17 protein-coding genes are annotated in these 17,007 nt (G+C 68.1%); 9 read left to right on the top strand and 8 right to left on the bottom strand.

Features of this window, described 5'->3' with window-relative positions:
- The first annotated feature begins 535 nt into the window (after window positions 1–535).
- Window positions 536–1,039 (top strand): DUF4365 domain-containing protein, encoded by a 504-nt coding sequence (locus tag AB0G47_RS25300; protein ID WP_360774074.1) that lies wholly within the window; start codon window positions 536–538, stop codon window positions 1,037–1,039.
- 1 nt (window position 1,040) lies between these two features.
- Window positions 1,041–2,177 carry a hypothetical protein gene (locus tag AB0G47_RS25295; protein ID WP_360774071.1) on the top strand — a complete coding sequence of 379 codons (1,137 nt, stop codon included), beginning with the start codon at window positions 1,041–1,043 and terminating at the stop codon, window positions 2,175–2,177.
- Between the two features lie 68 nt (window positions 2,178–2,245).
- Here the strand turns inward: AB0G47_RS25295 and AB0G47_RS25290 are convergent, their stop codons facing one another.
- The 3 genes from AB0G47_RS25290 to AB0G47_RS25280 form a co-directional block, all read right to left on the bottom strand.
- Complete coding sequence (locus AB0G47_RS25290; protein WP_360774068.1) at window positions 2,246–3,751, bottom strand: LacI family DNA-binding transcriptional regulator; 1,506 nt, start codon at window positions 3,749–3,751, stop codon at window positions 2,246–2,248.
- Between the two features lie 30 nt (window positions 3,752–3,781).
- Window positions 3,782–4,159: a helix-turn-helix domain-containing protein gene (locus AB0G47_RS25285; RefSeq protein WP_360774065.1), complete on the bottom strand. Its 378-nt coding sequence runs from the start codon at window positions 4,157–4,159 to the stop codon at window positions 3,782–3,784.
- Between the two features lie 125 nt (window positions 4,160–4,284).
- The gene (locus AB0G47_RS25280; RefSeq protein WP_360774062.1) at window positions 4,285–4,797 is read right to left on the bottom strand and encodes a helix-turn-helix transcriptional regulator; all 513 of its coding nucleotides are present in this window, start codon (window positions 4,795–4,797) and stop codon (window positions 4,285–4,287) included.
- Window positions 4,798–5,183: 386 nt separating this feature from the next.
- Between AB0G47_RS25280 and AB0G47_RS25275 the strand changes: the two genes are divergently transcribed.
- The 5 genes from AB0G47_RS25275 to AB0G47_RS25255 all read left to right on the top strand — a co-directional run bounded on the left by AB0G47_RS25275 (window position 5,184) and on the right by AB0G47_RS25255 (window position 10,657).
- On the top strand, window positions 5,184–6,104 hold the full coding sequence (locus tag AB0G47_RS25275) for a hypothetical protein (RefSeq protein ID WP_360774059.1): 921 nt from the start codon (window positions 5,184–5,186) through the stop codon (window positions 6,102–6,104).
- Window positions 6,101–6,817: an ATP-binding protein gene (locus AB0G47_RS25270; protein ID WP_360774056.1), complete on the top strand. Its 717-nt coding sequence runs from the start codon at window positions 6,101–6,103 to the stop codon at window positions 6,815–6,817. Before AB0G47_RS25275 ends, AB0G47_RS25270 begins: the two co-directional genes overlap by 4 nt.
- Before the next feature lie 406 nt (window positions 6,818–7,223).
- Entirely contained in the window at window positions 7,224–8,231 is a 1,008-nt protein-coding gene (locus AB0G47_RS25265) for a DUF2637 domain-containing protein (protein ID WP_360774054.1), read from the top strand.
- A 322-nt stretch (window positions 8,232–8,553) separates the two neighbouring features.
- On the top strand, window positions 8,554–8,955 hold the full coding sequence (locus AB0G47_RS25260) for a plasmid mobilization relaxosome protein MobC (RefSeq protein WP_360774051.1): 402 nt from the start codon (window positions 8,554–8,556) through the stop codon (window positions 8,953–8,955).
- Window positions 8,956–8,959: 4 nt separating this feature from the next.
- Complete coding sequence (locus AB0G47_RS25255) at window positions 8,960–10,657, top strand: mobilization protein (protein WP_360774048.1); 1,698 nt, start codon at window positions 8,960–8,962, stop codon at window positions 10,655–10,657.
- Window positions 10,658–10,752: 95 nt separating this feature from the next.
- On the opposite strand, the gene AB0G47_RS25250 is transcribed toward AB0G47_RS25255, so the two are convergent.
- From AB0G47_RS25250 to AB0G47_RS25235, 4 genes are all read right to left on the bottom strand, one after another.
- On the bottom strand, window positions 10,753–11,331 hold the full coding sequence (locus tag AB0G47_RS25250; protein ID WP_360774045.1) for an HAD domain-containing protein: 579 nt from the start codon (window positions 11,329–11,331) through the stop codon (window positions 10,753–10,755).
- Window positions 11,332–11,360: 29 nt separating this feature from the next.
- Complete coding sequence (locus tag AB0G47_RS25245; protein ID WP_360774042.1) at window positions 11,361–12,053, bottom strand: class I SAM-dependent methyltransferase; 693 nt, start codon at window positions 12,051–12,053, stop codon at window positions 11,361–11,363.
- Complete coding sequence (locus AB0G47_RS25240; RefSeq protein WP_360774039.1) at window positions 12,054–12,968, bottom strand: aminoglycoside phosphotransferase family protein; 915 nt, start codon at window positions 12,966–12,968, stop codon at window positions 12,054–12,056.
- 73 nt (window positions 12,969–13,041) lie between these two features.
- Window positions 13,042–13,791, bottom strand: coding sequence for a hypothetical protein (locus tag AB0G47_RS25235; RefSeq protein WP_360774036.1), 750 nt, complete (start codon window positions 13,789–13,791; stop codon window positions 13,042–13,044).
- A gap of 233 nt (window positions 13,792–14,024) precedes the next feature.
- Here AB0G47_RS25235 and AB0G47_RS25230 point away from each other — a divergent pair, with 233 nt between their 5' ends.
- Both AB0G47_RS25230 and AB0G47_RS25225 read left to right on the top strand, forming a co-directional pair.
- The gene (locus AB0G47_RS25230) at window positions 14,025–15,389 is read left to right on the top strand and encodes a tetratricopeptide repeat protein (RefSeq protein ID WP_360774033.1); all 1,365 of its coding nucleotides are present in this window, start codon (window positions 14,025–14,027) and stop codon (window positions 15,387–15,389) included.
- 1 nt (window position 15,390) lies between these two features.
- The gene (locus AB0G47_RS25225) at window positions 15,391–15,930 is read left to right on the top strand and encodes an NUDIX domain-containing protein (protein ID WP_360774526.1); all 540 of its coding nucleotides are present in this window, start codon (window positions 15,391–15,393) and stop codon (window positions 15,928–15,930) included.
- A 250-nt stretch (window positions 15,931–16,180) separates the two neighbouring features.
- Here AB0G47_RS25225 and AB0G47_RS25220 read toward each other — a convergent pair whose 3' ends face one another.
- The gene (locus AB0G47_RS25220) at window positions 16,181–16,813 is read right to left on the bottom strand and encodes a hypothetical protein (RefSeq protein WP_360774030.1); all 633 of its coding nucleotides are present in this window, start codon (window positions 16,811–16,813) and stop codon (window positions 16,181–16,183) included.
- Window positions 16,814–17,007: the final 194 nt, after the last annotated feature.

Here is a 17,007-nt window from a genome sequence, read left to right as displayed (position 1 = left end):
CTGTCCCCTCGCCAACACGGGCGGGTATGTCCGTTCCTCGGGCTCTGGCTCATCCGTCAGCCAGCCCCCTGCCGTTGCAATCTGCGTGTCTATAACTGCGTGACAACGACCGTGCACGGTGACACACGTCAACGCACATTCAGGCACTGTGCGCGCAGGTCAGCGCCATGCGCTTCCCTGGTCCGCTAGCCACCAAGATTGCTTCGGGACGAAGAGGTCGTGGGTTCAAATCCCGCCACCCCGACAGCTGAAACGCCAGGTCAAGGGCCTGATCCTCTCTGAGGGTCAGGCCCTTCCTGCATCTCCGGAGATCGTTTGGGAGAAATCTGGGAGAAGATCTTGGTGGGCTTCTCCCGGACGGCCCTGCATCTCGAAGCCAGCACCCAGCAGCCGTCGCGCAGCTGAACCTGTGCACTCGCCAATCGGGATCCCCAGCGCCTGGCAGCCGGGACGCCCAGAGATGGGCCGTGGATGCGGTATTCCCTCACCTTCCGATCCCACTTATCCTCACGATCACGCAACCGGGGGGGTGGGCATGGCTGCTGAGGCAACGAGCTGGCAGAAGGAACAAGTCAGCCGCGCGTACGTGCATGCCTTAGCAACGCAAGGCGGGTACACGATCTGCGACTGGAACGTAGACAAAGACGGGGTCGACGTCACACTCCGCTCGCGCGGCCTCATGGTCGATATCCAGCTCAAGTGCACACAGAACCCACGCACCATCAGAAGCGGCTACAGCTTCGACCTGGACATCGAGACCTACGACAAGTTGCGTGACCCTGAGCGCTCAGCACCTGGTCACCTTGCGCTGCTCATAGTCCCGCCCGACATCGGCCGCTGGGTGGTGCACCAGCCGGATTCGATAGTCCTTGCTTGCCACGGCTACTGGTCCTCCCTCTACGGGATGGGACACGCCCCTGGTGGATCAACTACTGCGATCAACCTTCCTGAGCACCAAGAGCTCACCGTGAAGGCCATGGGGACCATGTTCGGTGCTGCGCGACGCATGACCAACAGCGCCGGTCTGGGGTTGAGCTGACATGGCGGACAACACCCCAGACTTCGGCCCCGAAGAGATTCGCAGCTACCTCAAGGTCACCGGCTGGGCGCCTGTATCGGGCGGGGACGTAGCCGAACTCTGGAGGCTCCCAGGGCCGGCGGACGAAGTCGTCCTCGTCCCCATGAAGCCCGGCGCACCAGACTTCACCAAGAGGGCAAGGATCCTCATCCAGGACCTGGCGAGAGTCGGGAGCGAAGACGTTCAGACAGTCCACGACGCCATCGCAACGGTCTATAACGACGTCACTGACCTCCGGGCCTCCCACCCGTCGATGAGAGATGGATCGATCCCACTTGAGTCCGGGTATGAACTCTTCGTCTCCGCAAAACGCCTCCGTGTGGCCTCTGCTGCGGCGACCATCCGACGCCAAGGGCACTTCCGGAACTTCCCGACTCGAGCACGTGATCAGGCACGGGAAGTTCGCCTAGGCCAGACTCGTCGCGGCTCTTACATCGTGCCCATCATCAGCCAGGCGCGCTCCCCCGAGGACGTCTACTCACCACGCCAGGGTCACATCGACGTTCAGATCGAGGAGACTCTCTTTGACCGCCGGGTGACAGCCACGATGTCTCGCGCGCTCGGCGTACTGGAGGACATGGCGGGCGCCGAACACGCACCCACCGCAAGCGAGATCAACGACTCCATCGGTGAAGGCGTCTCCTACGAGCTGTGTCAGGCTCTCGCCAAGGTCGTGAACACAGAGTCCGTCAACGCGCTCGACGTGGCTTTCAATTGGTCCCGTGTGGCTGCGCCACCTCCAGGCACGCCAGCTCATGTTGAGTTCAACAGCGATGCGATCGAGATCGTCGACCTGGTATCCGAACAGCTCAAGACCAAGGTCTACACGCGAGAGCACCTGATCTACGGCGTGGTCACAGACCTCAGTCGCCACCCCGATGACGACACCGGCCGAGTCGGGGTCCAAACGCTCATCCAGCGCCGCAGCCGCACGGTATGGATGGACCTTGCCGACAGGGACTATCACGCAGCCGTGCACTGTCACGACGCCGGAATCCCCGTCCGCGTGAGCGGCACGCTGACCAGTCCACCCGGCGGGCTCGCCCGCATGATTGTCACTGCCTTCGGCCCCGACCCGTCGCTGGGAGCAGACGACTAGTAGCCCAAAGTTGGCGAGGGTGGGACTGTCTGAACGACAGTCCCGCCTCTCGCACGCCGCCCTTCGGTCTATCCCTTCGACCGCAGGAGACAATCAAGAACTCGGACTGGTGAGGTCGAACACAGGGCACGACGCGCATCGAGTGCGGCCTCCCACTGCTCGGTCAAGCCAAGCATGAGGCGCCGGCGCATGCCGAGCGTGACGTGGGCGTAGCGCGCGGAGACAGAGCCATCGATGTGGCCCATGCGTTCGTCCATAAGCACCTTCTCGGTGCCCAGATCCTCCATCATCGTCCGGTGAGTGTGGCGAAGCCCGTGCGGCGTGAGGCCCTTGGCGATCGGGAGCCAGCAGGCGTCAGCCCGTGCGGCTGCTCCTCGGCCTCGGGCCGGGATGCCGGGCCACGGCTCGCCGAGGATCGGCACAGGGCGGGCCTCCTGGGGTGCCTTCTTCGGGTACCAGCCGGAGGCCGCTGGGGTGAACAGCCAGGTGGCGAAGCCGTTTCGACGCCAGTGAGCAGCGTGCTCCGACGTGGTGTCTCCCCGCACGAACCCGAGTCCCGCGATGGCGAGTTCGACGCGTACGCGGGTGTCTTCTCGTACACGGTCGGGGTGGTTGAGGACGTTCGAGACCGTGCCCGTGGAGACTCCGGCGCGGCGCGCGACATCGATGAGCTTCGCGCCCTGGTGGCCGCCGGTGCGCGCCGCACCCTGGCCGCGGAAGACGTACGCCCTGCCGTGACAGGCGCAAGGGGTCGGCTTCGTACGGGCGATGTGATTGAGGACCAGGGCGGACAGCCAGTCCGGCGAGTCGATGTCGCGGTAGCTGTCGTCCTTGGGCGGGCAGCGGACCAGTTCACCGGTGTCGAGTTCGTACAGCTGCCATTCGACGCGGAAGGCATTGGGGCGTACGAACTCCGTTTCCAGGCCGACGATTTCGCCCCAGCGCTTGCCCGTGTAGCCCTTGAGGACCGTGGCGACGAACTCGTCGTCGCGGCCGGAGAGCAGGGCCGCCCGCTCGGCGGTGAGCAGGATGCCGAGCGCATCGGTGACGACCTTCTCCGGGCCGCGGTCGCGGGAGCGGCCGGCACGCTTGCCTCGGCCTCGGCGCCGGGCGGCTGGATTGGACGTCAGCAGGCCCTCGTCGATCGCGTCCTCGAAGATCAGATGGAGCGTGGAGCGCCAGGTCTTGACGCTGGAGGCCGCGTACGCAGCCCGCTCCTTCTTCTCCCAGGCGTCAACATCCGTGCGCAGGATGCCGGCCAGCGCCCTGTCCTCGAAATCGGGGAGCAGATGCTCCTCGATGTGGCGCTTGTAGTTCTGCATCGTCGAGGCAGCCAGGTCTTGAGCGGCGTACCAGCGGCTCGCGTACTCGCCGAAGGTCTCTTGGCCGAGGCCCGGGTCGCGCCACTGACCACGGCGAACAGTCACCTCTTCTGCGTCTGCGGCCTGCTTGGCCTCGCGCTTGGTGGCGAACTTGACTACGGCGCCCATGGAATCGGCGACTGTGCCGTACTTGCCAGCCTCGATCTTGTATCGGCCACGCCAGTAGCCGTCGCGCTTTTCCGCGTACCCCACAGTTTTCCTCCCTTCTGTCGTGTGGGTGCGTTAAGCAGCGGTTCCGTACTGGGACTTGGTCATCCTGCGTGGCGGCCGGGCCTTGAGGCGGACCGTGGGCACAGCCGTCTCGCGCCGTTGCCGAGCGGGAGGCTTCGGAGAAGATGCCGCGACGACGCCAGGGCGCCGCGGATTCCGCGCCGGACGCTCTTCGTGCATGCGGACGATCTCGGCAAGGTGCTCGTCCGAGAAGCGGTACGCGCGGCCAACGCGCGTGAACGGGATGAGTCGGCGGCGGGCGCGGTCCTTGACCCACCAGGCGGAGCAGCCGAGTACGGCTGCGACTTCCTCGGGGGCGTAGAGGCGAGGCAGGCCGACCTCGACGTGCGGAGTCGGTGCGGCGGCAGGGGTTATCGCGGGTTGGCGCAACGGGTGGGTCCTCTTCTGGCGGGCATGGGCGCGGCAACGCCGACCCGCCGGTCGATCGCTAGGGATGAGGGTGAGTTGCCCGTACTGGGGGTCTGCGGGTCCAGGACGGGAGTGGGCACCGGAGGCTATGTCTCGTCGGCAGAGTGGGCGTCGCCGTCACCAGGCGGAGGACCATGCAACTTCAGCATGGTCTTGCTGGCCTCCTCCGCCATGGCGGACTGGACCATGAGGTCGGCTTCCTCGCGGATGTCGGGGTGCTCGGCGAGGTAGGCGTCGAGTGCGTCGCGTGCCTCCGTGAAGGCCATGTTGGCTCTCTGGGTCGCGCGGAACGCGTCCACAACCTCGTCGATGAGCTCCATGGCGCGGGCTTTGGCCGCCAGCTGAGGTGGGCCGACGAGGTTGCGCAGGTCGATGCCGAAGACCTCGGCGAAGCCGATGGCGTCGTCGAGGTTGATGCGGCGCTTCCCGTTTTCGATCCGCCAGACAGCGGACGGGTTCATCTCGAAGCCAGCCTCGTTGAGCCGGTCGGACAGGGCGTTGGTGCTCCATCCACGCGCCTCGCGCTCCACTCTGATGCGGGTTGCGACGTTCGCCTCGCCGCTGAGCAGGACGCCCTCGGACGGTTCGTCCTCCGTCACCGGCGCCTCCTTCCGTTCGTAGCGATGCACTGCGGTTTGCAGCACAGCCTAAACAGTAGCATCGCCACTGCGAGATGCAAAACACTTCTGCGATCTGCAATCCGTATGGCATAGTGGTGGCATCCCACCCCACCGAGCTCAGGAGTCCGCACGCCCGCACGTCACATGAAAGAAGCCCCCGGCGATGCCGGGGGCTCAAGCGCAAACCTCTCAACCGCCATCCCTAGCGATCAACCTGCGGAGACCGGGATTGCCGTCCCATATGGCCCGCAAGCAGAGGAGCTGATGCCCAGTATGGCCGATGCCCAACTGAGAACGCCATCCCCACACGTCACCTGCTACCCGGTACCCGCCGCGCCATCGGCGGCGAAGGCGGGGCGATAGACATGGCGCGGATACGCACCATCAAGCCAGAAGCCTTCATCTCCGAGTCGCTGGCCGAGGTCCCGATCTCCGCAGAACGGACCTTCTTCGGGCTGCTCACTCAGGCCGACGACCACGGTCGCTTCCGCGACCAAGCCGCCGTCATCACCGGCGCCTTGTGGGCACTGCGCCCCGAGCACGGCCCGCTGGCGGTCGAGGACGACCTCACCCAGCTCACCGGGGCTGGACTGATCTGCCGCTACGAAGGCGACGACGGCAAGAACTACCTGCACATCGTCACCTGGGCCAAGCACCAGAAGATCAACCGGCCCAGCGGTAGCCGTTGTCCGGCCTGCCCGCACCACGAGGGCGGACGGCCCGCGCAGCGCGCTGGGAGCCATCACACAGGACTCGCGGAGCCTTCGGTGCGCCCTCCCGGAGTCCTCCCTGAGGACTCGCGCACTCCGCAGGAGCCTTCGGTGACGAACGGCGAACCCGCAGCTCAGAAGGGTTTCGGTGACGCATCACGGAGGATTCCGGGAGAGCTCACGGATGACTCGGTGAACCCTCAGGGTCCGGATCTAGGACCTAGGATCCTGGATCTAGGATCACCTCCGGTTGGAGGCGCGAGCGCCCCCGCACCCGAGTCCGTCTCGACCAAGGCGCTCATCGCCGAGTACGCCGCCGCATGCGCCAACCGACCGCCCAGCGGTTTCCTGGGGCATCTCGGCAAGGAGACCGCCCGGCTGCTCGCCGAAGGCATCGACGCGGCGTACGTGCGCGCCGGTCTTGAGCGGCTGCGCTCCAAGGGCCTGCACCCCAGCGTTCTGCCAAGCCTGGTCAACGAGGCCATGAACCCGCCCGCGCCGAGCGGCACGTCCGCAGGGCACCGGCCGTGGACCAACCCGGTCGACGCGCAGGCCGCGTACGGGGGTGAGCTGTGACCACGACGACCGCTGCACGCGAGCCGCGCCGACTCGGCGGCGCCGTGGCCAAGCTGGAGGCGATCCTGGCCGCCCGCAACATCGACCCCACCACCGTGGTCAACGCCGCGCCGTCGCCGGAACCAGTGACCGCACTGGAGCTGGCCGCCGCCCGCATCCCGCGCCGCTACCGCGACGCCCTGGCCGACCACGCCCACGTATCGGCCTGGGTCGAGGAGATCGCGTCTGCCGGACGACCAGGGCCGGGCGGCGCACCGGGCATCGCATACGGTCCCTCGCTGCTGATCGCGGGTCCGACCGGCACCGGCAAGACCTACCAGGCGTACGGTGCCATCCGCTCGCTGCTCGGCGCCGGGGTCCGGCTGCGCTGGGAGGCCATCACCACCGCCGAACTGCACGCCACCCTGCGCCCACGCCAGGGCCACGACGGTGAACGCCGCTTCCAGGAACTGGCCCGCAGCCCGCTGCTGCTCCTCGACGACCTCGGCGCCGCCAAGGCAACGGAGTGGACCGAGGAGCTGGCCTACCGGCTCATCGACCACCGGTACGTCCACGAGCTGCCCACCCTCATCACCACCAACCTCCCCATCGCCGACCTGCGCACCGCCGTCGGCGACCGCGTCGCCTCCCGCCTCGCCGAGATGACCCGCCGCGTCATCCTCGACGGCCCCGACCGCAGGCGCAGCACAGGCACCGGCCCGCACGGGTATTAACAGGCCCTTGCGCCCCCGCGCCGTCTGCCCCGCCTCGTCGACAGCAACCTGGCCACCAAGGTCGACGGCGTCACCGGAGGGGCAGGGGCAGGCAGCAGACCCGCTACTGCGCCTCCTCCCGCCCCCTCGCCGCCGTCGGCTGAGCCCTGACCGGCCCACGAGGAGCGATCACGCCCGCGTGTACGCCCCTCCGTGAACGCCCGTCACTCCCACCCCACAAGCCCGCTTCCCCCTGGAGCCCTCCGCCTTGCACTCCCCTGCCCCGAGCGCCCCGGCAGCCGTACGCGGCAGCCGCAGCGTCCGCGCCGGCATCGCCCTGCTCCCGCTCTCCCCCGGCCGCCGAGGACGAGGCCCTCGCCAACGTGATGATGCTCGCCGAGCACCCGCACCGGCTGAGGGTCCTCGCGTGAACCGCAAGGGACGCATCACCCTTGTCATCGGCCTGGTGGCCGTCGTCCTCATGGCCTTCCGCGTCTCGTGGAACGCGCTGTCCGACGTGGCCCGCACCATCGGCGCCGACTCCACCGCCGCGCTGCTCTACCCGATCGTGGTCGACGGGCTGATGGCCCTCGCGCTCATCGCCACGCTCGTACTGACCGGTCCCGGCCGGAAGTTCGCGCTGCGGGTCCTGGCGGCCTACACGATCGCCAGCCTCCTGCTGAACTACGTGCACGGCCTCATTCCAGCCCTGCACACCACGTCGATTCAGCAGGGCCGACTGACCGACTGGGACCCCGCGAACTGGGCCCTCGTGCTGCTGGCGACCTCGCTCCCGGTCGGGTCGATCTACTTCGGGTCGGACCTCGTGGCGAAGGTGCTGCACCACAACCCCGAGTCGGCCAACACTGCCGAAATGGCCTCTGACCAGTCGGCTGGTCAGCAAGCCAGCGAACAGGCTGCGCGGTCGGCATCTGACCAGGCCGAATCTGCCCCCGAGCAGCTGACCGAGTCGACCCCTCTGAAGGTCGCCGAGGCGCCCGTGACGAGGCCGACCGAGACCGACGAGTCGGCCCCCGCCCCTGCTGCCCGACCGTCCCGGTCGGCTGCTGTAGCGGAGTCGACCGGAGCCGCCCCGCGTCGGGCGACCGGTCGGCTCCCCGCCGCCAAGTCGACCACCGATCGCACCCGCACCCGCACCGACGCCGAAGTCCTCGACCAGGCCCGACTCCTGACCGCCGCCTGGAGCGAAGACCAGCTGACCGCCGAGCGTCTGCGCAACGAACTACGGATCGGCCAGAAACGAGCCCGCGTCCTGCGTGACCAACTGCAGGCCGAGCGCGCCGCCCAGGCCGAGCCCATCGCGTACGACGGCTTCGCGGCCGAGCCGCTCGACGGACTCGACGGACTCGACGGACTCGACGACGCCGCCTCCCAGCAGCAGGGCGAACCCAACGCGCCTGGCGACGCCGCCTGATTCCCCACGTTCACCTCAGTCTCGCGGCCCACCCCGCACCCCTCGGGAGGCAGCGCGGGGACACCGAAGCCAGACGCAACGAGGTCCTCAACACCATCACCCCACGGAGATCCGCCCCATGCACGACCCGCACCACGAACCCCTCGCAGCTCAGCAGCCGACGACCACCACCCCCGTCACACACGCAGCAAGTTGTCGGGTAAGGAGTCCTTACCCGGCCTCCACCCCAGAGGGGGCGGAACCGTCCGGTGCCGAGGCGGCACCGGAGTCGGCCGGCCCGGGGGAGCCGACCGAGGGAGGGGCCATCGAGCCGTCGCCAAACGTGCCGCAGCAGCCTGCGCCGCGTCGCCGTCTGCGTGACAAGCAACTGCGCGAGCGCCGCGTCCACCCCCGCTACAACGACGACGAGTTCGACCTCGTGAAGAACGCCGCCGCCCTGAGCCGCATGCAGCCCGGCGGCTATGTGGCCGAGTGCTCGCTGGCCGCCGCCCGCTCCGACGACCCCACCGCCGCGGTCGCCGACTACCGCGCCATGGTCAAGGCACTGATGGCCGCCAACGGACAGCTCGGCCAGATCGGCAACAACCTCAACCAGCTCACCTGGCACCTCAACCAGGACCGTGCCTGGCCCCACCACGACACCGTCCTGCGGCTTCTGAAGCGGGTCGAGGCGTCGATCGCCGACGTGGACGCCGCCGTCGCTCAGGTCACAGAGGGGCGGTGACCCGGTGATACCCAAGATCATCCTTGGCAGGGGTCCGGAGGCCATCCGCCGCACGATCGGCTACCTCTTCGGCAAAGGCCGGGCCAACGAGCACACCGACCCACACCTGGTGGCGTCCTGGAACGGCTTCGCCCCCGACCCCGGCCGCAGCCCCCACCGCGACCCGAAGGACGCGATGGCACAGCTTGTCGCACAACTCGACCAGCCCGTGCAGATGCTGGGTGACAAGGCGCCCAAGGACACCGTGTGGCACTGCCCCGTCCGTGCCGCGCCCGAGGACCCGATCCTCACCGACGCCCAGTGGGCGGACATCGCTCGCCGGATGGTGGCCGCCGCCAGCATCGCTCCCGACGGGGACGAGGAAGCCTGCCGCTGGGTGGCCGTCCGCCACGCCGATGACCACATCCACATCGCCGCCACCCTCGTACGCCAGGACGGCCGACGCCCCGAGCGCGGCTACGACCAGCGTGCCGTTCAGCGCGAGGCCCGCAAGATCGAAATCGACTACGGGCTCCGGCGATTGAAGCCGGGCGACGGCACCGCCGCCAAGCGCCCCACCAGCAAGGAGCACTTCAAGGCCAAGCGTCTGGGCCAAGAGGCCGCCACCCGCGATGTCCTGCGCCTGAGAGTCCGCCGTGCCGTCGCTGCCGCGTCCGACGAGGCCGAGTTCTTCGCCCTGCTGGAGGCAACGGGCGTGACCGTGCGCTTCAAGCTCGTCCCTTCCGGCGACGCCCTCGGCTGCAACTTCGCCCTGCCCGGCGACACCAACGACAAGGGCGAGCCGGTGTTCTACGCGGGCTCCACACTCGCCCCCGACCTGTCCCTGCCAAAGATCCGCAAAAGCCTCGCCACCACCAGCACCGAAACGGTCACCGTCCGGCCAGGTGACCCATGGCACCAGGCCACCGCCGCTACCGAACGCATCCCTCACCACCTCATCCACGGCGATGACCCGACCGCCCAGGGGCAGCTGGTCGCGCTAGGCGCCGTGCTGGACCTACTGCCGATCAGCGCACCGGCCGCGGTGAAGGCGGAGCTCCACCAAGCCGCCGTCGCCTTCGAGCGCGCCACCCGCTCCCGCATCGCAGCCGACCTCGACAGCACCCGCGTGCTGCGCCGCAGCGTCCAGGCGATCTGGCGTGATCGGCCCTCGGACGGCGACGGGTCCGGGTTCGCGATGCTCCTGGACACCGTGCTCACCGCGGTGGCGTTCGCGATGCACTGGCACCGCGCCCACCAGCACGCCCAACAGGAAGCGGCAGCCGAACAGGCCCTCGTCCACCTGCAGATCACGTACGGACAGGTCGCCGAGCCGGTCCTTGCGGGCCTCGCGCAACGCACTCCCAGCCTCCAGACCAAGCACCGTTTCGCCCAACATCTCCATCAGGCGGTCCCCGAGCACGCCGAGCGCATCCTCAACGACGCAGCCTGGGACGCGCTCGCCACCGTGCTCGCCGAAGCAGAGGCCGCCGGTCACAACGCGACCGCGGTCCTCGATCAGGCACTCGGCCAGCGCACCCTGGACGATGCCAACAACCCCGCCCGAGCACTGACCTGGCGCATTCGCCGCCTCGGCCAGCGTCACGCCCCTGGCCCCCGTGCACAGGCAGCCAAGACCCGCAGCGCCACAAAGCGCGCCGCTGCCCCGATCCACCCTGTAGCAGCCACGCCGCCGCAGGCACCACCAGCACGGCGGCGCTGATCGGGCCGGTGTGGACGGCTTGGATAGTCAGTAGCTCCAGCGCCTCCTCCCAGCGGAACCGATCCACCTCTGTCCTGGACCGCGCAACCTCGGTGCTACGCGGCTTCGACTCCGTGAGGAGCATCGAGTACGCCAGTGCGCGATAACGGCAGCCGCGCTGCCCACGCCGTGACCTGAGCCAGGTGTTCGGGCTGCAGTCCGACATGCTGGTGAGGCTGGATGAGGAGGGTCGCCGGGCCTCGGGCCGTGCGCTCTGCGGCCCAGACGTGATCGAGGCGGGTGAAGTCGTCGTCGATCCAGATGGCGGGTGCGTCGCCGAGCCAGGTCTCGACGTAGTCGCGTTTCCAGAGGTAGCCGTTGGGGTGGCTGGTGGTGATCCGTGGGCGCGGGAGATCGACGTACGGCAAGGGTGGGAGGTCGAGGAGCGGACCGATCAAGGTGGTGGCGTCGCGGCGCCAACTGGTGCACCAGACCGGGCTGACCGTTCCGGTTCGGAACACATCCATGAGCAGGCGGCCGTGGTCGGGGTCGAGCCATATGGCGACGGGGTCGTCGGCGCTTCGGCCAGTGGGGACGACGTCGTGGCGGGCATAGGTAGTGGGGGCGATGCCGTCTGCGTCGGGGAAGGGTATGAGGACGCCGTCGATGTCGAGGAGCAGGTAGGGCTGGCGCATCGGTTCCTCCAAGGGAGCTGGAGCGAGAGTCAGAGCTTGCGGGCAGTGATCAGCAAGGTGGTGGGCCAACGGCCTTGGCGGGCGTCGTGAAACTCCTGAGCCGAGGAGAGCCATAGGCCCGCGCGGTCGAGGTGCGTCTCCCAACGACTGCAGTCGAAGTCCCAGCGAACGATGGGCAGTCGGGAGCGGTCGGGGAGGGTGACGAAGTCGCGTCGGGGTCGGTCGTCGATCGACGGGGGCCTGCCGTGTCGTTGCGGATGGGGCACGGAAAAGGCGAAGGTGCGACCGGGTTTGAGGTGCTGGGCGATGGCTGGGAGCAGGACCTGCGGGGCGACGAGTCCAACGGCGCCGAAGACGGAGTAGATCGCGTCGAATTGCTCGTCAGTTGCCTGTAGGTAGTGCAGGACGTGGCCGGCGACGAAGTCGAGGTTACGCAGCCGGCCGTAGTGCGAGCGGGCCCGGCGGACCTGCAGGCCGACCAGGTCGACGCCGGTGACCCGGGCGGCGTGACGGGTGGCGAGATGGGCGGCGTTGTGGCCAGGACCGCAGCCGAGTTCGAGCACTCTCTTGCGGTGCGGACCCAAGTTGAGAATCTCAGCGCCAGGGCCCCTGTCTCGCCGCGTAAGCCACTCCATCCGCGCGGGCACACTCAATGGCTCGGCAGGGCCAGCCGAGGTGCGCTGCAGAGCGTGGACGTACCAAGGTGAAGCCTGGGCGAGCATCTAGACCTCCAGGAGCTGGAGGGCATCGGTGAGGTGGCGGCGGACGGTCTTGACATAGATGGGGTCGGTGGCCGGGTCGTTGATCCAGCGGATGGACTGCTCCATGAACCACTCCACCGCCCACATGCGGTGCCAGCCCAACGCCCATTTCTCGGCGGCGATCCCGCCGCGCTCGGCCAGGGCATCAGGGGTGCCGCCTTCGGTGACGTAGGTCTCCAGGAAGACACGCAGACGTACGGGATCGGGGTCGTCGAGGGTGCCGTGCCAACTGGCTAGGTCGAGCAGTCCAGGACCGGTGAAGGCACGGGCAAAATCTAGGAGGCGCCAGCCGCGCTGGCCGATATGGAGGCTGGTGGGGTGGAACTCGGAGTGCACCCAGCCGAACGGCGCCGTCGTCGAGCCGGCTGAGCGTGCCTCGGCTGCCTGGGCGATCCGGTCGAGTGCGTTCTCGATGTCACCCGTGTCGTGCCACCGCTCGGCCTTGCGGAGCTGGTCGAGGTGATCGAGCGCCCGGCTGGGTAGCACGCGCAGGCCCTCCCGGTCGAGGACGGGAAGGGCTGCGCCAGTGCGAGTGCGGTGCAGGACCACAGCTGCGGCGGCGCCGTCGAGGTCGTCGGCGTCGCGGATCGGGGTGCCGAGGTCTTCGAGCAGCATCCCCAGCCAACCGTCCAGCACCGCGGAGGCGTGGACCTTCGGTACCGGGACGCCGAGCGTGTGGGCCAGGCGGAGAGCTTGGTCCTCGCTGTCGAAGGGCTTCTTGGCGTACTTGAAGATGGCGGTGGCTCCATCGGCGAACATCAGGCGTTCGACGCCGGACATCGACCACACGCGCACCTCCTCGCGTGCTACGGCGGCGGTCTGTCCGGCGGCAGTCAGCACGCTGTCCAGGAGTTCGGCATTGAGGTTTGCGTCCATGAAGGGCTCCAGTGCGATGGGAGGCGTCCGGGGCGGGCGAAGGTGCCGGCCCACCCCGGAGCCGGGTCGGGGATTACGCGGCAGGAGCCGCGCGGTGGGCGTAGACCTGCTTGATCCATCCGGCCTTGAAGGCCGCGAGGTCGTCGCGGAAGGTCGCCATCGAGGCACCGTAGGGCGCTACGACGCCACCGGACTGGTCCGGCACTGACTGGCAGCCGTGCACAAGCCGTCCGCCGAGGGCGGCGTGGGCCTTGATCGACTCGATGCGGCGGTGCTCGTTGAACCAGCCGCCGTGGTACACCTCGTCGAGCAGACCGCCCATCTCCTCGTTCAGGTCGAACACGACGGAGGTGGCGGCGGGGAAGAACCAGCAGGGGCCGACGTTGGAGATGTGCCCGTCCAGCTCCACCTTGTTCAGCGCCATCAGGATGGCTGCCTCACGCAGCATCCGCAGATGCTCGGGAGTGATCTGCGGCAAGCCGAGGGCGGCGAGGTGCTCGTCGCGGAAGAGGTACGCGTACACCTCGTACGCGATACTCAGCACACGGGCCGCGTCCGAAGTGGACTGGCCGTGCTGCTTGATGAAGTCGAGCGCGAGCTGCTCGACCGCGCTCTCGGTCGTCTCATCAACGGCCAAGAGCTGGGACTTGACCAGCGCCCAGTCGGCGACGAGCCAGGTGTTGGACTCGAAGCGGAAGAAGTACTCGGCCGGGTCGATGGTGAGGCGCCGGCCCTCGACCTGGATGCCAGGCAGGCGGCTCCAGCGCGCGTCGAACGCCTCGGGCAGTTCGACCGTGATGGCCGTGGTGTCGATGGTGGTCACCGTGTCTCCGTCTCTGATGGGCTGGGGGCAGGACATAGGAATGCCCGAACCCCCAGCGGGTGTACGGAACTTCGGGGTGCCGCCCGGACCAAGGGGGAGCCTGGATCACGGTCGGAGTCTGGAAACCGTGCCGGGCGGCTGCGATTAAGTGAACCGGCCGTCACGCACCGTGGGTACGGTGAAGGGCAGGCGAAGCGGTATACGCGGTTTACAGCTCCGGGTCGGAGGCGGTCGTGGCAACGCAGAGAGCACCCAACTCCCGCCTGCGCGAGGTCATCGACGCGATCGGCTGCACGTACGAGGCCGTGGCGAAGGACGTACGGCGCGTCGCCGCCGAGAACGGCGAGGTCATCCAGACCAACAAGTCGGCCATCTCTCACTGGGTGAACGGCATCCGCCAGCCCAGTGGAAGGACTAGCCAGTACCTTGCCGAAGCGCTGTCCCGCCGAGCAGGCCGCATCATCACACTGGCCGAGCTCGGCTGGGGCACTCCTGACCGCAACGAGCAGGACGAAGCAGAGGAAGCCGACCCGGTCCTGGCTGTGACCAACCTGGGCCGCGCCGACGTCGAGCGTCACCACTTCCTCGCGATCGCTGCCTTCACCACCGCCGGCGTCGCCATGCCGCTGGCCTACGACCACGAAGCCACCGCCCGCATGCTCCGCGCCCGCACCGGCACCACGCTGGTCGGCGCGGAGGATGTGGACGTCGTACGCCAGATCACCACCGCGTTCAGCGCAGCCGACGAACGCCTCGGCGGTGGCCACGGCCTGACCACCGTCACCGCCTACCTCGCCGACACGGCCGCCCCCATGCTCCGCGGTCGCTTCACCACCGCGCCCTTACGCCGGGCAGCCTTCGGTGCGGTCGCCGAACTCGCCTACCTGGCAGGCTGGAAGCACCACGACCTAGGCCAGGAAGGCGCCGCTCAGCGTTACTACCAAGTCGGCTACCAGCTCGCCTGCGAAGCCGACCCGCACGGCCACGCCTCCTGGATGATGCGCAGCCTCGCCCACCAAGCCCTCAGCCTCAAACAGCCCCACCACTGCATCGATCTTGCTGAAGCCGCCCTCATCGGAGGCATCGGCCATATCGACGGCCAGACCGAGGCCCTGCTCCACATCACCCACGCCCGCGCCTACGCCGCCATCGGAGAGAAGCCTGCCGCAGCCCGAGCCCTGCTTGCCGCCGAAGACGCTCTCCTGCGCGACGACGGCCCCCAGCCCAGTTACTCCCGCGTCAGTGGCCCAGCCGCGGGCACCGTGGCCAGCCACACGGCCAGGACACTCACCGACTTGGCCGACCACGTTGGCACGGAACAGCAGCACCGAGACGCACTGATCCGCTGGGATCCCGTGAAGTACAGGCGCGTGCACGCCCTGACCTATGCCGACCTCGGCGACAGCCTCGCTGCGCAGGCCCGCGCCGACGAGGCCGTCGCCGCCTGGTCTCAAGCCCTGACGCTCATGGAGGGCATGACCTCCGACCGCACTCGCAAGGCGATCACATCGCTGCGCTCAACCCTTGCGGTCTACCAGCGTCGCGGCGTACCGGGTGCTGCCGAACTCACCCGCCGCGCACGCGAAACACTCGCCTAAGCTGCCTGACAACCCGGCCGACGAAGGGACCACCGTGGCTCAGCCGACAACTGACGACCAGCAGCCGAAAGCCCTCAAGCCCGCCCTCGAATCCATGACCCTGCTGGTCGCCGCCGTCATCGTCCACGACAAGGCCACCAACCGTGTCGTCCTCCTCCAGCGCAGCCAGAACGCCAAGTTCGCCCAGGGCATGTGGGACCTGCCCGTCGGCAAGAGCGAGCCCGGCGAGCCCATCACCGAGACCGCCGTACGCGAGCTGTACGAGGAGACCGGTCTCACGGTGAAGCCGCAGGCCCTCAAGGTCGCCCACATCATTCACGGAGCTTGGGGAGTTGAGGCGCCCAACGGCTTCCTGACCGTGGTCTTTGCCGCCCATGAGTGGAGCGGGGAGCCTGAGAACCGCGAGCCGCGCAAGCACTCGCAGGTCTGCTGGGTCGACGCCGATGCCGTCCCCGAAGAATTCGTCGAGACCACTGCCAGCGCTCTCCACCGCTACCTCGTTGGCGGCCCGGAAGTCTCTCTCGACGGCTGGCGGCAGTGAGCACTGCGAGGCGCTGAAGGATGTCGGCGGCGCCATGCATCGCCGCCATCCGAGGCTATCCTCCGGACGCTGGCGGTGTGGAGTGGTGGGGCTTCGGGCTTCAGTGGCCTAGGTGGCGCAGGCCGTCCTCGATGGTGGGGTGGAAGTGGTCGACCGGACCAGAGTTGCGGTTGTACCAAGCCGCGTCCAGGCCAAGCCCCTTCGTCTCGTGGCCTGCCCGGCAGCGCAACCATTGCGCACCATGGCTGATTCAGGCAGGCAGCTGCTTAGCTTGGTCCCGCCAGCGCTCAACGGCCCCAGAGGAGTACGGGTCGGTCGGCTGCGGGGAGAACCGAGATCCCTGCAGCACCTTGGTGGCGTACTGTCGCAGACGGTCTTCCTCGGCGCCGGTGAAGCCGTTGGCCAATGCCCAGCCGCCTAGGTGGTCGAGGTTCCACCGGTAGCCAGCCTGGTGCAGTTTCTGCAGCGCCTGCACGGCGAACGCCTTGTCGATCCTGCTAGCAAGACCGTTGGCGTGGTTCACCAACTGACCCAGCTCGATCATCGCTGCCTCGATCACCGGATCCAAAAGGGGTTCGTCCGGTTTGGGGTATACGGACCCATCAACCACGCTCACTGCAGCGCGTGCCCGCAGCCAAGCGATCACTAGCGGATCGGGCCCCCACGGGATGACACAGATAGCCGTCGCCCGACCGTGGAGATCATCAGAGAGATCACCAACAATTTCGCGGGTCGACCACGGTGCCAGCACCGGGCCCCCGCGCCAACCAGACAAGGTGCTGGGCTTGGCAACAACAGCGCCTTTCGTCCGTTCAGCCATCGGAAGCTCTTTGTAGTCCTGCATCTGGCTGACCAACACCAGCCTCTGACCAGACTGTTCCATGAGCCAGTCGGCTCCCCGGATGCCAGCCTGGTCGATTGACCAACCAGGTTCCTCGGGGGACCAAGGGACGTAGAACAGAGGCGCTCTGTTGGTACTCACGATTTCGACTCCCGTCCTCGGCTGTTCCGACTACGAGCTTCGCACTCACCTCCGCAGCCGTGGCGGAAGACAGCCCCGCCGCCTCCGGGCGCTCC

This window comes from Streptomyces sp. NPDC021622, assembly GCF_040640795.1.
Classification (GTDB): Bacteria; Actinomycetota; Actinomycetes; order Streptomycetales; family Streptomycetaceae; genus Streptomyces.
Note: the sequence above shows the minus strand (reverse complement) of the source record. Positions and strands in the feature narration are given on the sequence as shown.

Bases quoted from the DNA above. Each gene is read 5' to 3' on its own strand.
- AB0G47_RS25295 (WP_360774071.1), top strand. From the start codon at position 1,041: ATGGCGGACAACACCCCAGACTTCGGCCCCGAAGAGATTCGCAGCTAC.
- AB0G47_RS25300 (WP_360774074.1), top strand. From the start codon at position 536: ATGGCTGCTGAGGCAACGAGCTGGCAGAAGGAACAAGTCAGCCGCGCG.
- AB0G47_RS25220 (WP_360774030.1), bottom strand. From the start codon at position 16,813: ATGGAACAGTCTGGTCAGAGGCTGGTGTTGGTCAGCCAGATGCAGGAC.
- AB0G47_RS25240 (WP_360774039.1), bottom strand. From the start codon at position 12,968: ATGGACGCAAACCTCAATGCCGAACTCCTGGACAGCGTGCTGACTGCC.
- AB0G47_RS25250 (WP_360774045.1), bottom strand. From the start codon at position 11,331: ATGCGCCAGCCCTACCTGCTCCTCGACATCGACGGCGTCCTCATACCC.
- AB0G47_RS25245 (WP_360774042.1), bottom strand. From the start codon at position 12,053: ATGCTCGCCCAGGCTTCACCTTGGTACGTCCACGCTCTGCAGCGCACC.
- AB0G47_RS25275 (WP_360774059.1), top strand. From the start codon at position 5,184: ATGGCGCGGATACGCACCATCAAGCCAGAAGCCTTCATCTCCGAGTCG.